The organism is Bacillus sp. ISL-46, from assembly GCF_018613205.1.
The window spans coordinates 1-21,568 of record NZ_JAGGQR010000027.1 but is presented as its reverse complement, the minus strand read 5'-3'; the positions used below and the strand labels follow the sequence as shown (position 1 = coordinate 21,568).

Here is a 21,568-nt window from a genome sequence, read left to right as displayed (position 1 = left end):
CTAGGCTAATTATTTCGAAAAATCAAAGTAGTTTCGCTTCAATAAGCGTGGAGCGGCCATAAGTGTTTCATACGTCATACTTTTTTCGAGCTTTGAGCAATCAATTAAAAATAGATGATCCTCAATTTCTTTCACTGTATGATCTGTTTGATAGGTCATACCGCATTCCAAGCAATGAATGGATGGTGTGTCCTTAATTTCGATCGCATTTGTTCCATCTGGAAGTTCCCAATACACTTTGTTGCTCGTTTCACGTGCTGTGTCAGATTCGCACCATTGACAAATCAAAATTATTCCTCCTTTGCTCCAACTGTTTCATATTTCTTCATTTGTGATTGGAATTTTTTCTCTTTTAACTCGTCACGTTTGTCACGTTTATCCTTTAAAGAGCTATGCTCAGTATTTTCCTTATACGTTTTGCGGCGATCTAGCCGTTTTAATCCTTCAGGTGTAAGGTTAAATTTCGTATCATCAATAATGGATAGAACACCATTACTTTCAAACTTTTCAAACACTTCAGGATATACCTTTTTGTAGTAATCCTCTGCACTGCCTGACTGATAATTTGTTGGTTCTGGATAAGATGTAATGACACCTTCAAAGTTACGTAATACGACTTTATTAGAACTTTGAGAAATGATATAGTTCGGCTGCAATGGAATTTTACCACCTCCACCCGGTGCATCAACAATAAATGTCGGAACAGCATAACCCGATGTATGGCCGCGAAGTCCTTCCATAATTTCCAATCCTTTGCTGATTGGTGCACGGAAATGGCCAATCCCTTCTGATAAATCACATTGGTAAATATAATATGGACGAACGCGAATTTTAACAAGGTCATGCATAAGCTGTTTCATGATCGGTACACTGTCGTTAATGCCTGCTAAAATAACCGCCTGGTTACCAACAGGTACACCAACATTTGCAAGCATTTCACATGCACGCTTCGATTCTTCCGTAATTTCAATAGATGTATTGAAATGTGTATTCAACCAAACTGGATGATACTTTTTCAAGATATTACAAAGATTTTCGGTAATACGCTGTGGGAATACGACAGGTGCTCTTGTACCGATACGAATAATTTCTACATGCGGAATCTCACGTAAATTCTTTAAAATATATTCTAAAATATTGTCATTAATAAGGAGCCCGTCTCCTCCGGAAATTAACACATCTCGAATTTGTGGGTTAGATGCGATATAATTAATAGCTGTGTCTAACTGTTTCTTTGGTACGCCCATTCCGATTTGTCCGGAGAAGCGTCTTCTTGTGCAGTAACGGCAGTACATGGAGCATTGGTTTGTGACTAGGAACAACACGCGATCCGGATAACGATGTGTTAACCCAGGTACTGGTGAATCTTCATCTTCGTGAAGGGGATCTTCTAAATCATATCTTGTTTTATGCAATTCCGCAGAAATCGGAACAGACTGCATTCGAACCGGACATCTTGAATCATCCGGATCCATAAGCGATGCATAATATGGCGTGATGTTTAATGGGATTGTTTTTGTTGAGATTAAAACCCCTTCTTCTTCCTCTGGTGTTAAGTTAACTACTTTCTTTAAGTCTTCTAAATTTTTGATAGTATTCGTCAATTGCCAAACCCAATCATTCCATTGCTCATCCGTTACATCCTTCCAAAGCTCGATTTCTTTCCAATGTCTTTTCGGTTTGAATAAATTGTTTCTCATCATAAACTCCTCCTAAAATTAGCCTATTTTTTATTGACCATTTTTGATGAATTTTCCTCTGATCATTACTATATTAAGAAATGAGGTATTCCATATAATAGCGATTTTCCCCTTCACCAAATTCATCGAATCTCGTCTCTTTTATGACAAACCCTAATTTTTCATATAACTTGACGGCTGCCTTGTTTTTAGTACTGACCGTTAAGCAAACCTTACGAAAACCATCTTGCTTTAGAATCGGATAAATTTCCTGTAAAAATAATTTCCCGATTCCTTTCCCTTGCTGGTCGGAGCGGACATAAAACCCAAAAATGTAGGCTTTATGAATATCATCGTAAGCTCTCATCACTTCGCAAATCGCAATCGGCCTTGGATCATTTTGCTGCCGGTATTGAATGAGTTTCCCGTAGCGTGTAAGCGGGACAAGGGCTTGTTCATCTACTGCTCCTAATCCCGGAAACGCATCTTGTTCAAGCTCCATCATCATTTTTAGCTGTTCTGGATTCAATGAAGCTGGTACTTCGACATAATAGGTTTTGTTCAATGTTTCCATTTTTCTGTCCCCCTCCGTTCTACTTCATATTGGATATCATCCAGCGGCCAAATTGGCTTTGGAATGTAACGATACGTAAAAGTTGTTAAACGATTGGATGCAATACCAGGTGCATCCACATAAATGATACGGCCAACAATCGGCTCAAACGCTGCCCGAAAATGATTTTTAGCCTTTAACCCAAGAATTCTCTTTGCCTGCGGCTCAAGGCCAATATGACGAAACATTTCCGGATCATTCGCTGACATCGGCCTTCCAATGAGGAGGATATCCATCTTGCCAACGCGAATGTGAGCCGCCCCCTTTAAATCAACTCTTAAATGCTGATTGAACGGCCCAGAATTGTGAAATACACCGTCTGATAAGGCCACTACCGTTGCTTCGACCTGCACGGGCTCCCCAAATTCAGGCGATACTTTCCCTCCAAGTGACAACAATACCTTATTTCCGGCTCCCTTCTTGCGGCAAGCCTCAATAGATTCTGGATCGTAGAGTCCTCCAAACAGCGTGTTAGGAATGTTCATCTTCACCATCTCCCGAAGCAGCTCTGTTGTATCCCCGCTTCCACAACTTAACGGATTATCTGAGATATCCGCCAGCACGACCGGTTTGTCATCTTCAATCGACATTGCCAAATCGAGTCCTTCTTTCACACCAGGCAAATCCATGATAAATTCTTCTCTTACACTCCAGAACAAGGAAGCCATCTTTTGGGCAGTCTCTTTACCTTTTTGCTGATCGAGCGAAACAACAAGTACACTTGCACCGACCCAGGGAATATCCGAGTAAGGAAAGCCACCAAATACGGACACATTATAAATCCCTTCTTCCTCTTCGGCTTGTTTCGCCCACTCTATCATTCTGTACATCGGCCCTTCTGCAGTTCTCATATTGATAGAGGGGGGCATCATTGGCAATTTTTCAAAAGAAGCATAATAATGCACACCTTCCTTTAATTGCTTCAATAAAGCAATGGATGCATGAATGCCTTGTTCATACATATCAACATGTGGATATGTTTTAAATCCAAAATGAAGTGGTGTGTAATGAATCATTTTTTCACTTAAATTGGCGTGCATATCCAGTGTTGTCGCAATCGGGACACTAGGTCCGATCAGCTCACGAATTTTTCCTAGTAAATGCTCTTCTGGGTCAAAGAGGTCCTCCACGACCATTGCCCCATGTAGTGCCAGCAATAAACCGTCCAGCCTTCCCGCCTGCTGGATGGACTCCAGCATTTGTTTTTCGATAATGGAGTACGCTTCTGTTGATACCAACCCCGAGGGAATCGCAGCCGCACATAGCAGCGGTACGATTTCTACATCCTTTTCTTGTTTCAATACATCCAAAAACCCGCCCACTTCCGTTTTCGTACCAATATAGGCATCATAAATTTCATCGCCGATAAAGTAGCCTTCATTTCGAAACTGTTCGATTTCAGTTTTCATCGGGCTGAAACTGTGGGATTCATGGTAAAAGAATGCAATACCGATACGATGTTTTCTCATGTTCTCCCCCCTTTATATTTGACATAGGCGTTTCAATAGTTCGTATAGATTGACTTCCACTCTGTCATGACATCAAATGCATGATGGGAAACTTCACGGTGACCGTTACCGGACATTTTCATACCCCCAAATGCCACTCCCATCTCGGCATTGGACGTTCCATTATTAATATAGACAAGTCCGCTTACTGCTTCCTTTGCAGCACGGTTCGCATAATGAAGACTCTCAGTATAAATAGAAGTTGATAGCCCATAAATCGTCCCGTTATTTACCTCCACTGCTTCCTCATATGAATCTACTTCAATGATGGCAAGAACAGGGCCAAATATTTCTTCCTGTGCAATGGTATCATTCGGTTTCACATTCTCAATGATTGTCGGCTCATAATAAAAACCGCCCAATTCTTTGACACGCTGCCCACCTGACACAATTTTCCCACCTTCTTCAATCGCTGTTTTTACATATTTTTCGACTGTATGAAGCTGTTCTTCATTTACGAGAGGGCCCACTTGTTTCCCTTCTTCAAGTCCATTTCCTATTTTCATAGACTTTGTTAAGTCTACTACTTTTTGTATAAGCAGTTCCTTTACTGGACGCTCGACGATTACTCGACTTGCCGCTGTACAGCGCTGACCAGTTGTCGTAAACGCTGATTTTACGATTCCGTCTGCCGCCTTGTCCAAGTCCGCATCCTTCAGGACGACCACTGCATTTTTTCCACCCAATTCCAATGAAATACGTTTTAATGTTTTACTGCTCATTTCAGCCAGCTTTTGTCCGACTTCAGTTGAGCCCGTAAACGAAATAATTTTAACATCAGAATGCTCTGCGAGTGATTGCCCGACTGTTCTTCCTGAACCGGTAATTAAGTTCACAACTCCTGCTGGAAATCCGGCTTCATCTAACACTTCCACAAATATCTTTGCCGATAGCGCAACCTCTGAAGCAGGCTTCCATACGACGGTATTACCAGAAATCAGAGCTGAAAAGATTTTATAGGAAGCAAGCGCAACCGGGAAGTTCCAGGGGGTAATGCACGCCGCAACTCCAAGAGGTTCACGAACCATTCTTACGTTCCGGTCTGGGAAGCCGGCAGGGACCGTTTCTCCAAAGAGGCGTCGTCCCTCACCTGCCATATATTGAGCAGTTGCGATGACCACTCCAACTTCGCCTAATGACTCTGGCAGCACTTTTCCCATCTCCATTGTCATCACACTAGCAAGTTCCTCTTTTCGTATTTCAAACAATTGGGCTGCTTTCGTTAAATAAGCCGCTCGTTCTGGAATGGGAGTGTTCTTCCATTGTGAATACGCGTCATTCGCTTTTGCGACAGCCTCATCCACTTGCTCTGTTGTGGCGGCCGCACATACGCCGACAAGTTCCCCCGTTGCCGGATTTAAGCTTTCAAAGTAGGACTGATCGGGGGCATTTACCCATTTACCATTTATATAAAGATTTCCCTGAAGAATTTCTGTTTTGATTTGACTAGACATAAACTTGACCTCCTTTTTCGTGGTATTCCGAGGAATCGAAAATTAATTTCCGGATATAGTTTCTGTTATCACATCTTCTAAAATCGTTAATCCTATATCTAGCACATCTTCTTGAATATTAAGAGGCAGCATTAATCGGATCGTTTGCCCGCTTACACCGCAGTTCATAATAAGCAATCCATTTTCCAGTGCTTTCGATTTAATTTTCGGTACAAAGAAAGCAGCAGATTCCGAATCGAATTCGATACCAATCATCATGCCGACTCCTCGAACTTCAACAATGCCCGGTAAATGTCCTACCGAGTTATGAAGTCGGCCGACAATCTCGGCACCGAGTTTAGCACTCCGTTCTACTAACTTCTCTTCCTCAATGACCTCAATGTTTGCCAATGCCGCAGCACAAGAAACTGGATTTCCTCCAAATGTCGAACCATGACCTGCCGTCGGCCATTTTTCATGAAGCTCACGACTTGCTACAATGGCACCAAGAGGCATTCCGCCGGAAAGGGCTTTTGCCAGTACTAAAATATCAGGAGTCACATTCGCATGCTCTGCCGCGAACATTTTGCCTGTACGGCCAAATCCTGTTTGTACTTCGTCAAAGATAAGCAAAATGCCGTGTTCCTCTGTAATCTTTCTTAACTCCTGCAAAAAGCTTGGCGGTGCCGGATAATAGCCGCCTTCACCCATTACCGGTTCAATGATGATAGCCGCCACACGTGAAGGATCCACGCGTAGATCGAACAATTTTTGAAGCTGATTCAAGCAATACTCTTCAGCTTCTTCTTCTCTAATGTTTTTCAGCTGGCTGGGATACGGATATGGAACGTGATACACCTCACCTAAAATTGGTTCATAATAACGGCGGTATTTAGAGCTTGATGCCGTAATGGCTGTTGCTCCTAATGTACGGCCATGAAACGATCCTTCAAAAGCAATGATGGCGGGTCTCCCTGTGGCTGCCTTTGCTAGTTTAAGTGCACCGTCAATAGCTTCAGCTCCCGAATTGGAGAAAAAGACAGTGTCTAGATTTCCTGGTGTGATTTGAGCAAGCTTTTCCGCCAAATTCACTGCCGTTTCATAATAACCATAGTTCAATCCAAGATGAATCAAATTTTCAGCTTGCTTTTTAATGGCTTCCACCATTTTTTCGTTCGTATGCCCGACTGCATTGACGGCCACTCCTGAAACAAAATCGATATATTCCTTTCCGTCTGTCGTCCAAAATTTGGCACCATGCGCTTTTTCAATGACAAGCTCCGTTACCCTTGTCATGACCGGTGATAAATGCTTTCGTGCTTTTTCTTGAATTTCGTTTGTTTTACTTTGTAATTTCATATGCCTCATCCTTTCTAAATTGGCCCTCGAATATCGATAATGATTCATCTAGTATTCTCACAATTTCATCAATTTCTATTTTCGTGACATTTAAAGGAGGACTGATGATAAAGTGCTCCCCCATGGTGCCGTCAATTGAACCGGAACCGGGATAAAAAACCGCACCGAGTTCCATCGCAATTCCATTCAATCTTTCAGCAGCTTTTTCAGATGGATCGAACAACAGATCCTGCTCACGATCTTTCACAAGCTCCATACCGATTAAAAGCCCTCTGCCCCGAACATCAGATATATAAGAATGTTTTTGCTTCAGCTCCATAAGACGGTTGAAAAGGTAGGTCCCTTGTTTTTTGACGTTTTCCAGCACCATATCTCGCTCATATACGTCTAATGCAGCAAGACCGGCTGCTACAGCCACAGGATGCCCACTATATGTGTAACCGTGAATAAATTTCCCGTCACTGTTTTGAATGAGCCCATCGATTAACCGATCATGAACGATCATACCGGCAAGCGGAGCATATCCTGCTGAAACCCCTTTTCCAAATGTGATGATATCAGGTTCGATTCCAATCTGTTCTGTCGCAAAGTTGGTACCAGTACGGCCGAACCCAGTCATCACTTCATCGATAATTAAGACGATTTCGTAACGGTCACACAGCTCTCGAACTTTCTCAAAATACCCAAGCGGCGGTGGAACAGCACCTTGCTGGCTTCCGACAATCGGTTCGGCGATAAATGCCGACACGTTCTCAGGACCAAGCTCTAAAATGGTTCTTTCAATATCCGTTACACACGTCCAGTTTTGTTTGGAGAGACAATCAGCTTTTTGACGATCGTATGGACATCGGTGGCAGTACGGAGAATAGACATGGGCATAGTTTAAAAGATTAGGAGTGTATGCATGCCTTCTTTTAACGTCTCCTCCTGCTGATAAAGAACCGATGGTGTTACCGTGATACGATTGCCATCGACCAATCACCATGTGTTTTTGGGGTCTGCCTGCGTCCCTATGATATTGCCTCGCCAGCTTCAAAGCACTTTCATTTGCTTCGGAGCCTCCGGTTGTAAAATACACTTTATTTAAATGGTCCGGGGCCATTTTTCCGATTGTTTCAGCCAATTCATGTAACGCTTTCGTCTCGAAGCGCATTGTATGGACGAAAGCTGCTTTTTTTGCTTGTTCTGCCATGGCCTCTCCTATAGAAGTAATCCCATGGCCCAAGTTGGCTGCAACCGCTCCCGAGCAAGCATCCAAATATTTTTTCCCGTTCTCATCTATAAGATAGACCCCTACACCGTGGGTAATAATCGGGTACTCCTTTTTTAAATCACGATGAAACACGTAGTCTTTTTTTATTCCATCCATCTTTCCACCACCATTGCCATTCCTAATCCCCCCGCCACACAAATCGTCGCAAGGCCATATTGCCGTTTTTGTTTTTCAAGCTCATGACATAATGTAGTGATGATTCTTGCACCGGAGCACCCAAGTGGATGGCCTAAGGCAATCGCCCCTCCGTTTACATTCACGTTGTCTCCTTTTATGCCCCATTCTTTTAAACAAGCAAGACTTTGAGCGGCGAATGCTTCATTTAATTCAATCAAATCGATATCTTCCAAACGAAGACCCGCTTTTTTCAATGCAATTTGGGATGCAGGAACCGGACCAATTCCCATTTCTTTTGGTGATACACCCGCTGCAGCAAAGGAACGAATCCTTGCCATCGGGACCACTCCAAGTTGTTTCGCTTTTTCTTCCGACATCAACAGCAGCATCGAGGCTCCATCATTTCTTCCGGATGAGTTTCCGGCAGTTACCGTACCATCCTTTTGAAATACAGAACGCAAAGCTCCTAACTTTTCAATGTCCGTCAATCTTGGGTACTCATCTATCGCAAAGTGTCTGATCCCCTTTTTTCCTTCCTTCACCGGTACAGGAATGATTTCTTCTTCAAAATGGCCCATTTCAATTGCACGTTTCGTTTTCTGCTGACTCTTGAAAGCAAATTCGTCTTGTTCACTGCGGCTAATGTTATATTTTTCAGCCAGCCACTCAGCTGTTTGCCCCATCGTGAAACGGCCGTATATCTCCTCTGGCTGCGATTTTGGCTGACTCTCCGTATTTGAATCATACAGCGTCATATCTCCCATCTTAAGGCCGAATCGAGTGCCAACCGTATAATGAGGCGCTTGTGACATGTTTTCGACGCCTCCTGCTAAAACGACGTCCGCCTGACCAGTCAAAATGGACATCGCCCCGTTAATGACAGCCTGCATACCCGAACCGCACTGACGATGAACAGTATAAGCAGGAATTGATTCTGGAAAATGGGCCTGTAATGCCGCGACTCTTGCAATATTCGGAGCATGCGCACTCTGCTTTGTTTGTCCGACGATGACTTCATCGACAATATTGGCACCGTAACCGGAAGCAGAAAGATTATTTTTCATGATGAGGGATACGAGCACTTCCGGAGGCGTATCTGCCAGTGATCCGCCGAAGCTTCCGATAGCAGTCCGAAATGCATTTACGATTACAACCACTACACAGTCACCTCTTTGCCTTTATTGAAAGATTCAGCAATTTGGAAGGGTGCGTCCGTTTTCTGTTGAACTTCCTCAAGGGAAATTCCAGGGGACAGCTCCATAAGATGAAGTCCATCTTCCTTTACAGCGAACACAGCCAAATCGGTAATAATTAAATCCACTTTTCGTTCCGATGTGATCGGATAGGTTAATTCCTTGACAATTTTTGACTCACCCTGGTTAGACGTATGCATTGATGTTACGATTACCTTTTTGGAGCCTTCCAATAAATCCATCGCCCCGCCTACACCAAGAACACTTTTTCCTGGGACGGCCCAATTGGCGATCCGCCCAATTGCATCAATTTGCAACACGCCAAGAATGGATACACTTACATGTCCTCCGCGAATCATTGCAAAAGAGGAAGCACTATCAAAAAAGGATGATCCTTCCAATACTGTGACAGGCAGTTTCCCTGCATTGACAAGATTTTGGTCTATATGCTCTTGATCAGGCGTAGGACCTACTCCAAGAATTCCGTTTTCCGAGTGTAAAAAAACTTTAACATCTGATGGAATATAATCAGCCACCAGCGTTGGAATCCCTATCCCCAAATTGACGATATCCCCATCCTTCAATTCCTTTGCTGCTCTTGCAGCAATGTATTGTTTCATGTTCAAGCTAGTTCACGCCCTTCACAACGATATAATCAACGTATAAATGAGGGGTCACAATTTCTTCAGGAGAAATTTGGCCTACCTCCACAATCTCGTCCACCTCGGCAATAACCACATCCGCTGCTGTTGCCATCATCGGATTAAAGTTTCTTGCCGATTTGTTGTAGATGAGATTTCCTAATTGATCCGCTTTTTTCGCTTTAATTAATGCAAAATTGGCTTTAAGCGGCTCTTGGAACACAAATTTTTTACCGTTAAGGGTACGCTCTTCTTTGTTTTCGGCGATTTTTGTTCCTACGCTGACCGGTGTATAAAACCCTCCGAGTCCCGCACCACCCGCTCGAATGGCTTCAGACATCGTTCCTTGAGGGAGAAGCTCCACTTCCATTTCCTTATCCTGATAAGCCTTAACCACCTCCGGGTTGCTTGTAAAATACGAGCCTATCGCTTTTTTCACTTGCTTTTTCCGTACCAAAACTCCAAGACCTCTGCCTGGTTCACCAAGGTTATTACTAATAATCTCTAAGTCTTTCACTTTCGATTGCGCCAAAGCGGCTATTAAACTAAGCGGACTTCCTACAAGTCCAAATCCACCTACCATAATTCGAGAGCCGCTTTTAACCTTTTTTACAGCTTCTTCGCATGTAATCAGCTTGCTCATGTTTTTTTATCCCTGCCTCTCCTTCGACTTTTGTGAGTGTAACAGTTCGGTAAAATAAAAAACCGAGCAAAACATAAATCTCTATAAAGAATGTCGTTCCAACGAACATTCCTTACAAAGAGTTCATGTTTGCCCGGTTTTAATAAGACCATGGGAAGAGGTCATCTTCCCACTTTATTATAACCAAACGTTATGTATTCATTTGCTTCACATTATCCCAGTAACGTTGAACTGCAGCTTGTAGAGCCACAATGATCGCTTGCTGGGATGGAGCAAAATAAAAACTTTGAATTCGTTTAATCAACTGCTCGACACCGTCTTCAAGACAGTAGCCTATCAGCAGTTTTTGAAAATAATTTTTAGTTAGTTCAGTTACGAATGTGAATTCAGCTCCGATAATCTTATGATCTTTCAGATTCACTTCGAGAACAATTCCCGCATGCTTATACATTTCATACATGGAAGTTCCCTGTGGAGCTTTTGCATATCCTGTAACAATCACTGTTTCCAGTGTTTGCATGCTATAATCCACCTTTCAAAAATCCACTGAACATGTTTCTAACACGAGTATACGGGTCAGAATAAACAATGTCAATGTGAATATTTTAAATTTTCAAAAATGTTAAAGCGCTTTCACTAACAAGAAAGAGCTTACGACTATTTTTTAGACCTATACACAATAAATAGATTATTCTCCCCTGTATGTTAAAACCTTCTAGAAAGATTTGAAATTTTTACCAACCACGTTCCTGCATTCGCGCTTCAGGAGACAGAGTTGAAATCTCAATACCTTTCATTGCAATTCCAAGATTTTTTGAAATCTCTGCAATTAGTTTATATTCCTTATAGTGGGTTGTTGCTTCCACGATAGCTCTAGCGAATTTTGCTGGGTTATCAGATTTGAAGATTCCAGAACCAACAAATACTCCATCAGCACCTAATTGCATCATAAGTGCAGCATCAGCAGGCGTTGCTACTCCACCAGCTGCAAAGTTTACTACAGGTAGACGTCCGAGACGCTTAATCTCTAGAAGAAGTTCATAGGGAGCTCCAAGTAGTTTAGCCTCTGTCATCAATTCATCTTCACTCATTGTAGCGACTTTACGTACTTGTGCATTTACCTTACGGATATGACGAACAGCTTCTACGATATTACCAGTTCCCGGCTCTCCTTTTGTACGAAGCATGGATGCACCTTCACCTATACGGCGTGCTGCTTCGCCAAGATCACGGCAACCACAAACAAATGGAACAGTGTAATCATTTTTATTTAGATGGTACTCTTCATCTGCTGGTGTTAAAACTTCACTCTCATCAATATAATCAACACCCATTGCTTCAAGTACTCGGGCTTCTACGATGTGTCCGATACGTGCTTTTGCCATAACTGGAATAGAAACCGCATTCATAACTTCTTCAGTAATTCGTGGATCTGCCATTCTTGCTACTCCGCCACTTGCACGGATATCAGAAGGAACGCGCTCCAATGCCATTACAGCTACCGCTCCTGCTTCCTCTGCTATTTTTGCTTGCTCAGCATTCACAACATCCATAATGACGCCGCCCTTTTGCATTTCAGCCATACCTCTTTTTACACGATCCGTACCTGTTTTCATTGTTAAGCCCCCTTAGATGATTTTAAACGTATCTACTTCTTTTAACAGGAAAATCTCTAATTTTCACTTATAAACTTGCAATTACCGTGCCAATATTAAAAACACCTATTTGTTCACTATTTGCGGAAACAATATGCAAAATTTATTGGCACTATCCTTGTTTTTTTGCACGTAAACTGCAAAAATTATGTTGAATTTTAGAGGTAATAGAATTTGCCACCAAATCATTTGTATTACTAAACTAAATTTCCTGTTATATAGAAAAAACCTTGATAACACAATGGTTACCAAGGCTCTTTATGAATGACCTGTGAGGGGTTCGAACCCCCGACCTCAACTTTGTCAATGATGGATATACTTTATGATTATAACAGTTTAATTATGAAAGTATTGATAAGACAGGGATTTCATTAAGTCTCTTAATGATTGAGTTTAAGTCCTTTTTCAAAATATTTAAATTTAGATTGTGTCAAGCCCCTAAACGCTCTGGTTCATTATTTAGCTCACCATTTACGGAAGATTGTCTTTTATCCTTAAAGAGGAAGAAGAATACTACTGCGACGATTGCCGCAACTACTGCCGGATAAGTCCAGAAAGCTTGCCATTGAGCAAGAGAAGCGGTTCCAGTTTCCGTGACTGTTTGATTAAAGAGATTTCCAGCAAAATAGGATCCTACAAACATACCAATACCCTGAGTAAACATAATAATTAATCCTTGCGCTTGACCCTTTATTTTTTCATCTGCCACTTCATCAGTATAAAGGTATCCTGAAACAAAGAAAAAGTCCCAACATAATCCGTGTAAGGCAACACCAATATACATTAATGGTACGATTCCTTCAGGTGCACCAAACGCAAATAACGACATCCGTAATACCCATGCGAGCATGCCAACTAAAAACATCCATTTGAATCCTAATTTGCGATAAAAAAAAGGAAGTAATAACATAAATATCACTTCAGATATTTGACCAATTGTCATAACGGATGAAACATCTTTCACTCCAGTATCACCAAGAAATACTGAGGTAAAAGACATGTATGTTGCATGATCTAGAAAAAGCACTGTTGTACATAATATAAATACTAAATAGTAACGATTTTTTAACAATTGCAGTGCATCAAGAAAAAATATGTCTCTTAGTGATAACGGTTTCCCTTTACCAGACGCCGGAGTGTTTGGCAAGGTAAAACTGTATAGGCCAAGCAGAATTGACATAACAGCACCGATTTGTAGAGCAACTGGGCTACCTGAAAAACCAAGGCTTCCAATTAAAACGCTTGCAACGATAAACCCAAGAGTTCCGCATACACGTATAAATGGAAAGGCTTTAACAGGGTTTTGAACATTATGAAAACTTATATTATTCGTTAAGGAATAAGTTGGATTAAAACACAACATATAAAGAAACATTAGCCATAAAAAAGCGGTTCCATTATTTGAATAGATTTGTGCCGGAAGAAACCATAACAAGATACCTCCAATAATATTAACAATCCCTAACATTTTTTGAGATGGAAAGAATCGGTCCGAAATCATACCTATGAAAATCGGAGAAATAATAGCTGCAATACCACCAATCGAGTACGCAGTACCAATTATAGAAGATAGTCCATGTTGACTAAGAATATAACCCAAAGTAGCCAACCATGTACCTAGGGTAAAGTATTGAAAAAACATCATTGCTGAGAGACGTGTAATTATATATGAATTACGTTGCAAATTTTTCACTCCTATTAATAAAATTACCAGGGTTTTACCACTAAAAACTTATCTGAACTGTGTACAGCAGTAAATCGATCAATGGACTCTGTATTCATTTTTCATGTGGCAGGATGCAGATGCCTTAGCCTCTCTTTCCTGCTTGTGAAAACAACTCATTGTGCATTTCATTCTTTTTGAATTAAGACACTCTACTGAAAATACCGAATCTTCCTTTTTTGACACCATCTCAAAAGTAAACGATTTTGAACAATTATCACACGTGTTGACATAAGATTCATATTGTTCTTCTATTTTCTTACCACAATTTGTACAAGTTTTACTTGGTAAATTCTTAAAAAATTCTGTCATTTTAATCAGCATTTTCATTACCTCCACTTGTCTCTAGTTTTACTCCCCGTAGTAAAGCGTTTTCTTTTTTGTTTTTAAAAAACCTTTCCCACTTAAGAAAAACCTAGCATTGCTGTTTCTAACAAAAATATATTTTTATACCGATTCTGTTATGATTCTACAGAATCGGTATATTCTAGCTTATATATCTTGAAATCCAATTTACCATTTTTTAAGTCCCAATAATTTCTCACCTAATTCAGTAAGTTCAGCTCGTTGGTATTTTTCTTTCTCCCAATTTCGAGGATCTCCCAGGAATGCAATTCCCTCTGGAATCTCTCTATCTCTCATTTGTGTAATTCTCCATTGTTTTAATTCTTCATTGTGTTCCTGTGCCGGGAACATAGAAATGTATTGATGAATATTTGGTGTATTCGAAACATTTTTACGTAAACCATGTGGTTGCATGACATGGAAAATTAACAAGTCTCCCGCTTTCAAAGTTACAGGTGTTGGTGTATAGCCTGTATAATCTGGGTGATAAGGATCTCTATCTGCAGGTTGAGTTTTTACCCACTCAGGAAAATCTTTAAATAACTCAGGAATGACATTCAATCCACCATTTTCTACATCCGTATCTGTTAAGAAAAGAATACCCTGAACATTTACTGGAAGCGGATCTAATGAAGTATCACCATCCCAGTGGATAAATCCTTCAAATTCAAAAGTTCCTGGTTTATTAGGGAAGCTCATGTTACATCTGTCAATACTTGTCCATAATTTTTCTGTTCCCCAAATATCTACAAACGCATCGTATACTTTTTGATAGGAACGATTGTCCCAGAAGTATTGATGATTATATAACTCCACCATTCCAGCTCCACGGAGTTCTGGCATTAGATGCTCACGAAGTGGTGCTCTGTACCAGGTAGAAGGATCAGTAGGATCTTTTTCTTCAAAATCCCAAATAAGGTTAACAGTTCGATCTATATACTCTTTTGGAACAACATTAGGAACGACTACGTATCCGTTTTCTTTCCAAAATTTAAATTCCTCTTCCGTTAACACTCTTAATGGTTCGTTGTTAGGACGTTCATTCAATGGAATATCAATCTCAAGAATATTATTTACTTTTGTTTTAGCCATTTTTAAAATCCTCCTCTATCGGGGTTAGATGTTTTATGTTGTATATTAAATTAATCCACTTACCCTATACCAAAACGCTTACTAATGCTGCCAAGATGATACACGCAGTAGCATCTTTGATAAATAGGTTAATCTTTTGTTGTCAGTTTCACTATTGTTTTTAAGTAACCTGACAATTTAAATATACTATTGTCATAGTGGTAATACTATTAACTATCGTGTTGATTTGATAAAAAAACTACAATATATTGCTATTTGACGTTATTCATTTGAAAAATGAACAGGTTAAAAATCGGATTTATCATGGAGATTTCAAAAAACCAGAAGGAAAGGCAAAATAAACATCACAAGAAATAAAGAAGACTTAGCATAAAAAATTAATAGGGAGAAATTTTAATTATCAATTCAAAAATTCAATATATTGTTGTAGCACTAAAAAAACTATAACATCTTGCTATCCGAGTAAGATTTCCAACAAAAATGTTGTCCCTTTTTAAATGGTTAACATTTTTTCCTGACATATAGAACACTCTCGTAATAGCATTCTCGTAGATAAAAAAAAGACTGTCTAAAAAGGTCTATAATTAACGACCTTTTCGGGCAGCCTTTCCTTTTTCCTTTTAACGAATATTTTTTAATTTATACTTTTGATTCTAGTTTTTTGATTCAATTCTTATTTAATACCTTTATGTTGTGAGAACTTCTTCTTCATTCGTGAATTCAATCGTTTTGCTTGTTGCTGCAGATTCATAAATAGCCTCAAGTATTCTTGTAACCTGGTATGCTTGTTCAGGAGTGACAACCGGTTCCTTGTCTTCAAGAATCGCATTAATCCATTGACCAAGTTCACGATCCGCATCTGATTCTTCATTTGGTGAGTGGTAAGAAATCTCTGCGGCATTTTGTAATTTCGTCTCAATAAGCTGCCCATACATTTCACCGTTAAAGACTAATTCGTGTTTATTTGTTAATTTGTTTCTCCTCATTTCTGCTCCGCCTTTAGTTCCTGACAAAGTGGTCATTGCTTCGCGCTCATCTAAAGTATTCAGTAACCAAGCCGTCTCTAAATAAATGGTTGCTCCGTTTTTCATTTTTATAAAAGCAAAAGCAGATTCTTCTACGTCGAATCTATTCGGATCCCATGGTCCGAATAGATTTGCTTGATTTTGGTTTTTTAATTTGTTAAAAGTAACTCCCGTAACCGTATCAACTTCATAGTTATTCATACACCAGAATGTCAAATCAAGCGCATGTGTTCCGATATCGATTAACGGCCCTCCTCCCTGTAATTCTTTATTCATGAATGCTCCCCATGTTGGAACACCACGACGTCGAACAGCATGAGCTTTTGCTACATAGATTTCTCCTAAATCTCCTCTATCACAAGCCTGTTTTAATAATAGCGAATCTACTCTAAACCGATTTTGATAAGCAATAGTTAATTTTTTTCCTGATCGCTTTGCAGCATCTAGCATTTCTTTTGCTTCCTTTGAGCTAGTAGCCATCGGTTTTTCACACATGACATGCTTACCTGCATCGAGAGCTGCAACTGTAATAGGAGCATGCAATGCATTAGGCGTACACACATGGACTACATCTATATTGCTATCTGCCACTAACTCTCGGTAATCTGTGTAAATCCTTGCATTTTTACTGAATTTTTCTGCAGCATTACGTGCACTTTCTTCATTTCCACTACAAAATGCAACTACTTCTACCTTATCACTTAACTTTATTAAGGCCGGCAGATGTTTCTGTAAGGCAATTGCCCCACAACCAATGATCCCAACTTTTAATTTATTCATGGGTAGACCTCCGCATCTTTCTTCCTGTTTAGATATTTAGACCTGTCTGTTTGATAACTTCAGGCCAACATAGTTTTAACCTACGGCAAATCGTTGTACTATACACTTGCCCTTTTTTCTTCAACAAATCATAATCCCTTTGAGTAGTTGAACCAATTCGAAGCAATTCTTTTTTTAAATTTTCAAGAGTTTCTTCCTTTGATTTCAAACAATTCACCACCATTTTTTGTTGAAAGTGTTTCTTTCGCCAGCCAGGCTCCGCCAAGTACACCAGCATCATTACCTAATGTTGCAACAACTAGTTCCACACCTTGAGCAACTTTTGGAAAAGCAAATTGAGCAAATTGCTCTTTCAAAGGTATCATCAAGCTATCGCCCGCATTCGAAACGCCGCCACCAATAACAATTTTTTTCGGATTTAAGCTGTTAGCTAAATTTGCCAGTGATAATCCTAAATGGAATGTTACTTGGTGAATAATACGTTTTGCCGTTTGATCACCTTCATTTACTGCATCAAAAATTTGCTTCGAAGTAACCGTTTGATGTTTAGTATAATAATCTTTTAATTTACTAAATTCTTCAGTATGAGTGAGCTCTTCTAAAGCCAGACGGACAATTCCTGTAGCAGATGCTACCGTTTCTAAGCATCCCTTTTTCCCACAATTACAAAGAAAGCCGTCTCTTGGGATGGATGTAATATGACCTATTTCCCCACCAGCTCCATTTTCACCGTGAACGATCTTGCCATTGACGATAATGCCGCCTCCAACACCAGTTCCTAAGGTTATAAATATCAGGTTTTTAGCACCATTACCCGCACCTTTCCACATTTCACCGATTGCTGCCAAATTTGCATCATTCTCAACAACTACAGGCAAGGAGGTTTCCTGTTTTAAAATGTCTCGTAAAGGGAAGTTGTCCCAGCCTAAATTTACAGCCACTTCAATCGATCCGTTCTGAACATTTACAGGACCCGGTGCTCCAATTCCTATGCCAATTAACTTATTTTTGTTTTGCTTCAATACTTCTAATTGTTGATCAATTAATCGGCTAATTAGGCGCTTAAAACACGTATTTTAGTCCTTAAACCGTCGTTTTCTCTCCTTGTATTCACGGTCTCTTTGACGCCCATTTTCTTTCTCGGCAAACTCTCCGCATTTCTTACAATATCGCTGTCGATTGCTTTTTCGTTCGTAAGGCTGCTGACAACTATCGCAATAATTGCCTGACATGGTAACACCTCGCTCCGACCAATAAAGCACCTCGACTTTATGGTCGCCAGGAATGACGCAATTTTCTGCGTAAGAGCAACGGCCTCCATGCTCACGAAAGTAAACGCAGGTCCGATCGCAATTGGCGCCAGTTTCGAGAAAACATTTACCGTCACCGTCATAGGTCGCACAATTGGAGGAAATAAATCGTTGAAGTTTATTCATCGTCTGTTACCTCCGCCGCTTTCTTTTCCAGGATGTCACGGACGACCAATCGGATTGTCTCCATGCTTATGTCGAAATTTTTTCTTGGAGACGCCTCAAATAGGATTAAGAGCGTTAATTTCTCGATGTACTTCGTTTTCTTTTCCTCATCCATCTTCTTGTAGTTGCGAAAAACTGTATAACTTTCCACAAATTCAATTACTTGATGAAAAAACAGTTCAATTGGGTCTAACTCGTCACACACTGTTCCTCATCCTCTTCTTCGTATTCTGGCTCCGACAGGTATACAAGCATGCCGTTTTCGTACAGTTTCGCTTCTCTTGTGCCTTCAAAATTGTTGCAATTGTAATGGTGGACATTAATAATTTCGTATTTCATCTAGTTCAGCTCCCCGTCGAATAATCGCATCTTGTTCACAATTTCGAATAATCCTTCATCAACTTCGCAAGCGGTTAATATTCGTGTTTTTACTCTAGTTGAAATTGGACTAATGCCAGCTTCTATCTTTGTTAATAAAGATTCACTAATTCTGAGTTTTTCGGACATTTCTTTAATTGATAAGTCCGAGCGATAGCGTAAGATTTGCAAAGTTTTTCCGTTCAAGTCAATTCAGCCCCTTTCAATAAATTTCAATTGAACCCAATAAAAACGGCTTTTTGGCCATAAAAAATGCACCAGTCGTTTTGACTAGTGCGATAAGGGTAATAACAACTGTCCAACTTGTTATTTGCCCTCATACATTCGGATTTTATCCCTTTTTCAAATAACCTTATATTTCGGCTTAATTTTTCCGTTGATTCCATAGTCGATTGTAGGAACCTTTTTCGCCATTTTTTCGGTCAGATGGACTTCTTTTTCTTTCCTCATCCGTTCGGCTGTCTCGTCTCTTTTCGGTCGGTACTTATCGCGGTAAAGCGCTAGGTATGTTCCCGTTTTTTCAAACCGATCATTGGCGTCCATCTGCTCCTGACGACATTTTTCGGAGCAATATTTCGTTTTACCCCTTCGTTTGAATAGCTGGTTACAGTTCCAACATCCGCAAACTTTATAGCAGTCCGGAATATCAAGAGGTTTTGACGGAATAAATTGCAGCTCAATCTCCGCCCATTCTTCCCGTGATCGTTGCGAAATGTTCATTCGTTCGATATTTTCGTGTGTCTTGGCTAGTAACGCGCTCATTAACGACAATTGGTTTGGGATTTCCATAATTGGATGATAGCCCCCGTTTCTCATAAATTCCTCGATAATGTCGTCCGTTTCAGCCATCAGCCAATCTATATCGGAGAACTTAGCGTTTACTTTTACTTTAATTCGATTTAAGCGTTTCTTTACTTGCAATGTTGCTCCTTCCCGTTTTTCCATCAGTCGTTATCCCCTTTTGGCAGTTCATGCCTGAATTAATGTTACACGCTCAATTAGGTGAACACTTATCTCTTGTTTTCTTTTAGAAAAGAATATCAGCGAATAATACCATATACGCATTCACTGAATCGTGGCGTCTAATGTAATGAGACGCAATCTTTTTAAATCTCGTTCTTTAAGTCTCGTTATTTATATCTAGTTAACACCTAGATGACACGCTTGTTACCCTTGTTGATTAGGTGAACATTACCATGTTAATCCGTGTAACCATTTTCCTGCCTCCATTTCCGCATTCGTTCTGCAGCGGCTTTCCTTCGATTATCGCATCTCTGTATTGCCTCTTTGTAATTTCCCCAGGCGTCCGGAAACGCAGTAAAAAAGTCATCATCGGTCAATGGAATAAGCGGCACATAGTATCCTTTTTCAGGAGGAAAATTAATAAGCCCGACTTCCTTTAAATCATCTAAGTGTTTGCTCGTAGTATCCGGAACCTTCCCGTATTTGACCGACAGTGTTTCGAGCGACGGAAAAGCGAAACCTTCTTGCAGATTGTAATAATCGATAATTAACGCATATAGAAATAGTTTGTCAGCGTTAATTCTATCGTGGTGAATATAGTGTCTGGCATCGCTAGGCAACGGTATAAAGTGCTTACCTCCTTCCGTTGGCGTCGTTTTGTTAAATACCTTCCTTTCCATTTCGCATCCCCTCCGTTAATTTTATTTATGTGAACGCGGATTGGCCGCGGAAAAAACCTTACATCCCATTTGACGTTTTAGAAGGCATTTTCGGACAGTAAAAAAAGCTCTTACCTTAAAATAAGGATAAGAAAGAATAGTCGCGCGGCCTTTTCAATACGTATGTCGCACGAACTAAGATAACTGCGCACCTTTCTACCCTTCATGCCTCGTAAGAAACTATTTTCGGACAGCAAAAAAGAACTTTCTATAAAATAATAGGAGCGAGCAAACAAAGCTGCGCAGTTTTTCGCAAAGTATCCCTTTACTTTATAAAACGCGTAAATATATAAAGTCGCGCAGACCTTCAATAATATGTCACGGAAGAATTTAATTTCGGACAAATAAAAAAAAGACGAGGTTTCCCTCGTCTCATTCAATCGGCCAGCTGCAACGGCACTTCGTACAAAGTCAACGCTTGTCGGTCGTTAACTTTCCAAGAAAAGTCGCTCACTCACCAAGTCATTTTTTCCGCTTTACACCTAGCATATCTTAATAAATTCTACAATCGTGGCATTTTTCTGCAACAAAAAAGACAAGGAAATCCTCGGCTAGATATTTGAAAAATTGTGAAGATTTGCACTAAAACTACTATGAAAATTCACTTCTATAACATTGGAAAAAGGCAATACTAAAGAAGACGCAGCTCATTCATTTTTTAAAAAAGGAAGAGAGCGACAATTCATTGATCTATTGTTAATAAATGAGTTGGATTAGGATGCTTCTGGTTCTTTAATTGATACGATATAACCAAAACTTTCAAGTCTTCTTAAGGAATGCCGAACAATAGATTGCTGTCTTTGTTTATCGAAGTAGTCTTCGCCTAAATCTACATACATTTCTTTACGGGTTAATAGATAATAAGCGATTCTTAACATCGCATGGGCTACTACTATTCCAGCTTTTTTCTTCCCTTTTCGTGATGCTGTACGTCTATACAGTGCTCCGAGATAG

The 21,568-nt window shown here is 40.2% G+C and carries 23 protein-coding genes and 2 pseudogenes; all 25 read right to left on the bottom strand.

Translation table 11 applies throughout. The features are described 5' to 3' along the window. Positions 1-9: 9 nt before the first annotated feature. Positions 10-288 (bottom strand): YokU family protein, encoded by a 279-nt coding sequence (locus tag J7E67_RS15125; RefSeq protein ID WP_214732270.1) that lies wholly within the window; start codon positions 286-288, stop codon positions 10-12. A gap of 2 nt (positions 289-290) precedes the next feature. After that, positions 291-1,700: a lysine 2,3-aminomutase gene (gene kamA / locus J7E67_RS15120; RefSeq protein ID WP_088086127.1), complete on the bottom strand. Its 1,410-nt coding sequence runs from the start codon at positions 1,698-1,700 to the stop codon at positions 291-293. A gap of 73 nt (positions 1,701-1,773) precedes the next feature. Continuing rightward, a complete protein-coding gene (locus J7E67_RS15115) occupies positions 1,774-2,253 on the bottom strand; it encodes a GNAT family N-acetyltransferase (RefSeq protein WP_214732269.1) in 480 nt (159 codons plus the stop codon). Continuing rightward, complete coding sequence (locus J7E67_RS15110; protein WP_214732268.1) at positions 2,241-3,761, bottom strand: M81 family metallopeptidase; 1,521 nt, start codon at positions 3,759-3,761, stop codon at positions 2,241-2,243. The genes J7E67_RS15115 and J7E67_RS15110 overlap by 13 nt, the downstream gene beginning before the upstream one ends. Before the next feature lie 32 nt (positions 3,762-3,793). Continuing rightward, positions 3,794-5,254, bottom strand: coding sequence for an aldehyde dehydrogenase family protein (locus J7E67_RS15105; RefSeq protein ID WP_214732267.1), 1,461 nt, complete (start codon positions 5,252-5,254; stop codon positions 3,794-3,796). 42 nt (positions 5,255-5,296) lie between these two features. Continuing rightward, on the bottom strand, positions 5,297-6,592 hold the full coding sequence (locus J7E67_RS15100; protein ID WP_214717090.1) for an aspartate aminotransferase family protein: 1,296 nt from the start codon (positions 6,590-6,592) through the stop codon (positions 5,297-5,299). Next, complete coding sequence (locus tag J7E67_RS15095; RefSeq protein ID WP_214732266.1) at positions 6,576-7,961, bottom strand: aspartate aminotransferase family protein; 1,386 nt, start codon at positions 7,959-7,961, stop codon at positions 6,576-6,578. Before J7E67_RS15095 ends, J7E67_RS15100 begins: the two co-directional genes overlap by 17 nt. Beyond that, positions 7,949-9,139 carry a thiolase family protein gene (locus J7E67_RS15090; protein WP_214717088.1) on the bottom strand — a complete coding sequence of 397 codons (1,191 nt, stop codon included), beginning with the start codon at positions 9,137-9,139 and terminating at the stop codon, positions 7,949-7,951. The genes J7E67_RS15095 and J7E67_RS15090 overlap by 13 nt, the downstream gene beginning before the upstream one ends. Continuing rightward, positions 9,139-9,801, bottom strand: coding sequence for a 3-oxoacid CoA-transferase subunit B (locus tag J7E67_RS15085; RefSeq protein ID WP_285290659.1), 663 nt, complete (start codon positions 9,799-9,801; stop codon positions 9,139-9,141). The genes J7E67_RS15090 and J7E67_RS15085 overlap by 1 nt, the downstream gene beginning before the upstream one ends. Position 9,802: 1 nt before the next feature. Beyond that, entirely contained in the window at positions 9,803-10,459 is a 657-nt protein-coding gene (locus J7E67_RS15080) for a CoA transferase subunit A (protein ID WP_214717087.1), read from the bottom strand. Between the two features lie 190 nt (positions 10,460-10,649). Then, complete coding sequence (locus J7E67_RS15075; protein ID WP_168242528.1) at positions 10,650-10,979, bottom strand: DUF3870 domain-containing protein; 330 nt, start codon at positions 10,977-10,979, stop codon at positions 10,650-10,652. Between the two features lie 214 nt (positions 10,980-11,193). Continuing rightward, on the bottom strand, positions 11,194-12,075 hold the full coding sequence (gene pdxS / locus J7E67_RS15070; protein WP_214732265.1) for a pyridoxal 5'-phosphate synthase lyase subunit PdxS: 882 nt from the start codon (positions 12,073-12,075) through the stop codon (positions 11,194-11,196). A gap of 469 nt (positions 12,076-12,544) precedes the next feature. Then, positions 12,545-13,798, bottom strand: coding sequence for an MFS transporter (locus J7E67_RS15065; RefSeq protein WP_214732264.1), 1,254 nt, complete (start codon positions 13,796-13,798; stop codon positions 12,545-12,547). A 78-nt stretch (positions 13,799-13,876) separates the two neighbouring features. Next, positions 13,877-14,149, bottom strand: a complete 273-nt coding sequence (gene yhfH / locus J7E67_RS32320; RefSeq protein WP_374102999.1) for a protein YhfH — start codon at positions 14,147-14,149, stop codon at positions 13,877-13,879. Positions 14,150-14,350: 201 nt separating this feature from the next. Then, positions 14,351-15,274 carry a phytanoyl-CoA dioxygenase family protein gene (locus J7E67_RS15055; RefSeq protein WP_214717084.1) on the bottom strand — a complete coding sequence of 308 codons (924 nt, stop codon included), beginning with the start codon at positions 15,272-15,274 and terminating at the stop codon, positions 14,351-14,353. Between the two features lie 686 nt (positions 15,275-15,960). Beyond that, a complete protein-coding gene (locus tag J7E67_RS15050; protein ID WP_214717083.1) occupies positions 15,961-17,079 on the bottom strand; it encodes a Gfo/Idh/MocA family protein in 1,119 nt (372 codons plus the stop codon). Between the two features lie 28 nt (positions 17,080-17,107). Next, positions 17,108-17,287: a hypothetical protein gene (locus J7E67_RS15045; RefSeq protein ID WP_214717082.1), complete on the bottom strand. Its 180-nt coding sequence runs from the start codon at positions 17,285-17,287 to the stop codon at positions 17,108-17,110. Next, positions 17,262-18,134 (bottom strand): annotated as a pseudogene (locus J7E67_RS15040) (ROK family glucokinase); the annotation flags it as partial. The pseudogene J7E67_RS15040 and the gene J7E67_RS15045, both read right to left, overlap by 26 nt. A 21-nt stretch (positions 18,135-18,155) precedes the next feature. Further along, positions 18,156-18,515 carry a hypothetical protein gene (locus tag J7E67_RS15035; RefSeq protein ID WP_214732263.1) on the bottom strand — a complete coding sequence of 120 codons (360 nt, stop codon included), beginning with the start codon at positions 18,513-18,515 and terminating at the stop codon, positions 18,156-18,158. Next, positions 18,508-18,759, bottom strand: coding sequence for a hypothetical protein (locus tag J7E67_RS15030; protein ID WP_214732262.1), 252 nt, complete (start codon positions 18,757-18,759; stop codon positions 18,508-18,510). Before J7E67_RS15030 ends, J7E67_RS15035 begins: the two co-directional genes overlap by 8 nt. Next, the gene (locus J7E67_RS15025) at positions 18,744-18,893 is read right to left on the bottom strand and encodes a hypothetical protein (protein WP_214717079.1); all 150 of its coding nucleotides are present in this window, start codon (positions 18,891-18,893) and stop codon (positions 18,744-18,746) included. Before J7E67_RS15025 ends, J7E67_RS15030 begins: the two co-directional genes overlap by 16 nt. After that, positions 18,894-19,118 carry a helix-turn-helix domain-containing protein gene (locus tag J7E67_RS15020; RefSeq protein ID WP_214732261.1) on the bottom strand — a complete coding sequence of 75 codons (225 nt, stop codon included), beginning with the start codon at positions 19,116-19,118 and terminating at the stop codon, positions 18,894-18,896. A 156-nt stretch (positions 19,119-19,274) separates the two neighbouring features. Beyond that, positions 19,275-19,877 (bottom strand): hypothetical protein, encoded by a 603-nt coding sequence (locus J7E67_RS15015; protein WP_214717077.1) that lies wholly within the window; start codon positions 19,875-19,877, stop codon positions 19,275-19,277. Between the two features lie 254 nt (positions 19,878-20,131). After that, the gene (locus J7E67_RS15010; protein ID WP_214717076.1) at positions 20,132-20,575 is read right to left on the bottom strand and encodes a helix-turn-helix domain-containing protein; all 444 of its coding nucleotides are present in this window, start codon (positions 20,573-20,575) and stop codon (positions 20,132-20,134) included. Positions 20,576-21,327: 752 nt separating this feature from the next. Then, a pseudogene (locus tag J7E67_RS15005) lies at positions 21,328-21,568 on the bottom strand (IS110 family RNA-guided transposase); the annotation flags it as partial.